The organism is Chloroflexota bacterium (assembly GCA_018825785.1).
In the GTDB taxonomy this organism is placed as follows: Bacteria; Chloroflexota; Dehalococcoidia; order JACVQG01; family JAHKAY01; genus JAHKAY01.
This window is the reverse complement of the sequence record JAHKAY010000053.1, coordinates 1-2,251: the sequence shown is the minus strand read 5'-3', so window position 1 is coordinate 2,251 and position 2,251 is coordinate 1. Positions and strand designations below refer to the sequence as shown.

At 62.6% G+C, this 2,251-nt stretch carries 4 protein-coding genes; 2 read left to right on the top strand and 2 right to left on the bottom strand.

Features of this window, described 5'->3' with window-relative positions:
* On the top strand, positions 1-661 hold a 661-nt coding region (locus KJ624_07590), incomplete at its 5' end, for a hypothetical protein (protein MBU2009679.1).
* 18 nt (positions 662-679) lie between these two features.
* Positions 680-1,327, top strand: coding sequence for a DnaJ domain-containing protein (locus tag KJ624_07585; protein MBU2009678.1), 648 nt, complete (start codon positions 680-682; stop codon positions 1,325-1,327).
* A 55-nt stretch (positions 1,328-1,382) separates the two neighbouring features.
* Here KJ624_07585 and KJ624_07580 read toward each other — a convergent pair whose 3' ends face one another.
* Positions 1,383-1,766, bottom strand: coding sequence for a hypothetical protein (locus KJ624_07580; protein ID MBU2009677.1), 384 nt, complete (start codon positions 1,764-1,766; stop codon positions 1,383-1,385).
* Positions 1,763-1,972, bottom strand: a complete 210-nt coding sequence (locus KJ624_07575; protein MBU2009676.1) for a hypothetical protein — start codon at positions 1,970-1,972, stop codon at positions 1,763-1,765. Before KJ624_07575 ends, KJ624_07580 begins: the two co-directional genes overlap by 4 nt.
* Positions 1,973-2,251 lie beyond the last annotated feature (279 nt).

Here is a 2,251-nt window from a genome sequence, read left to right as displayed (position 1 = left end):
CGCCCAGAAGCACCTCTCCCTGGCCCCGATAAGGGTGGGCCTGGCCTTGTTCCAGGCCGGCACCCGGACGGTAGACGCCGGCGGCAACCCCATCATCCGCGGCCAGGTCTCCCTCTCCCAGCTCCAGAAGCTCACCCGCCTCAGCCGCCAGGCGGTTCTTGACGGCCTGGAGGACCTGGAGGAGCTGGCCGGCCTGGTCCGCCACCCCGGGCTCCGGACAGGGGTCCCCTCGGGGTATGCCCTACCACTGGTAAGAAAAGTAGACCAGCCACAGATACCACCTGGTCAAGATAGTAGACCACCTATAGTAGTAGGAGGAGGTCCTGATATAGATAAATCTACTACTACTACTCCGGTCCAGAATGTTGACCACCCGGACGACCCCCCCTCGGGCCCCGATGCCGCCCCTTCTGAGCCGAACCAGGAACTCTTAGACAAGCTAGCCGAGTTGGGTTCGGGCGACCCACAGCAGTTCTTGGAGTTTCCCCTGGAGCGGGTGAGCGCCTGGGTAGAATGGGCCCTGGCCCAGCCCCAGGGGAGACTGAGGAACCCGGCGGGCTATATCTTCCGCAAGCTGGAGGAGGGCAAGGATCCGCCAGCTGAGCCCAACCTTGTTGCCCGCATGACCCGGGGCAAGTATGGCCACGTGTATAGACACTGAAAAGGGGGCTTATCGAGGTTGACGGAGACCATTTGTACCGTTCGCTACGCAAAAGAGGGGGCTTATTTCGTCTTCCCCTTCTCTGGCCCATTCATCTATGCCCTGAAGGCAACCATCCCCAAAGAGCATCGGCGTTGGGACCCGGAGAATAGGTGGTGGGTTGTGGGCCCCTCCTTTGCTGGGGAGGCGGTCCTGTTGGCCAGGGAACACTTCGGGGTCGTGGAGTGTTTCGGGCGGAAGCCCAGGGGCCGGCGCCTCCCGTCGGCGGAGATATCGGTGTCGCTCGAGGCCCCTGCTGCCGACCAGGCGAGGGTGGCCTACCTCCAGAAGCAGATAGCCACCCTGGAGGAGAACTTGGCCCGCTTGCTCGAGAGGCATCGGCGTCTTGAAGAGGACAGGGCCAAGCTGACGGAGGAAAACGGACAGCTGGAGGCCTATGTCCAGGCAGTCACCAGGGAGAACAAATCGCTCCGGGCCCAGGACGATATCCCGCCGAACTACCGTACCTTGTGCCTGCTCCCTACAGCTCCCCCGGAAGTGGTAAGGGCCGCCTACCGAGCCCTTGCCTTGCTCTACCACCCCGATAGGAGCCGAGCGCCTGATGCCACCGAGAGGATGAAGGCCATCAATGCTGCCTATGGACACATCTGCCGAACAGCCCATTGAGGCAAGGCTCCCCCCTCTCTTAAAGTCCCGAAATCTGCGGAAGTGACGGAGAAGACTAGGACCGGTGCATTGCCTCTATCCACCGCTGGGCCACGTTCAGACCCATGCGGTAGAGCTGTCGCTGCGCTTCCAGCTCCGCCGGGGTGCCCCTGACTGCCTGATAGAGGCGGCTGGCGAACATGCTGGCGGGCCACTCCCTGGCCATGGTGAGGGCCCGGGCTATTAGCCCCGGCGGGTACCCTTTCCCTTCCCACTCCCTCCGTTTGGCCTCCACCAGGGACTCAAGCTCCCTGTCCACCCCAGGAGGGGCCAGGGTCTGGGGGAACTTCCCTGGGGCTTCCACTCCGCCAGCCCAGGGCCAGGGCGGTGTCCAGCCGCGGGGCAGGGGGGGGCCCTCGGGGGGCTCGTGGGGAAGGAAGTCGATGGACTTGGCCTTCATGCTATCCCTACTGGCAGTCTGAGCCTGGCGGTGGCGGTCTCATAGAGCTGCCTGGCTGCTGTCTCCATGTGCTCCCTGGTGGCTGAGTGGGGGAGCATGGCTATGGCCCGGTTGGTAGCCCAGAGGCCATAGCTGTCCACGATTTCCCGGTACTGCTCGTGCGTCATCCCCAGGGGCAGAGCAGGGCGGGGGTTTAGGAGAAACATCGGGAGTGGGGGCTCCCCCCTGTTGGGGTCTCCTGGATGAAATTCCTGCCAGGTGGGTGGGAAACGTGGCCAGTGCATTTTCCCCTCCTGCCCCTATTTTAGAGGGGTGGTGAGAGGGGTGTCAAGCAAGGATAGGCGGAAAGAGTGGTAAATTGCCTCTTAAGCAAACTGCTCGGCTTCCAGTCTCCCACCTGTAAATACCGGGGCATCAAACTTCTGATATCCACCCCTTAACAGTATATACCACCGAGGCCCGGCGGACATAAGGTGGTTCCACGT

Bases quoted from the DNA above. Each gene is read 5' to 3' on its own strand.
- KJ624_07580 (MBU2009677.1), bottom strand. From the start codon at position 1,766: ATGAAGGCCAAGTCCATCGACTTCCTTCCCCACGAGCCCCCCGAGGGC.
- KJ624_07575 (MBU2009676.1), bottom strand. From the start codon at position 1,972: ATGTTTCTCCTAAACCCCCGCCCTGCTCTGCCCCTGGGGATGACGCAC.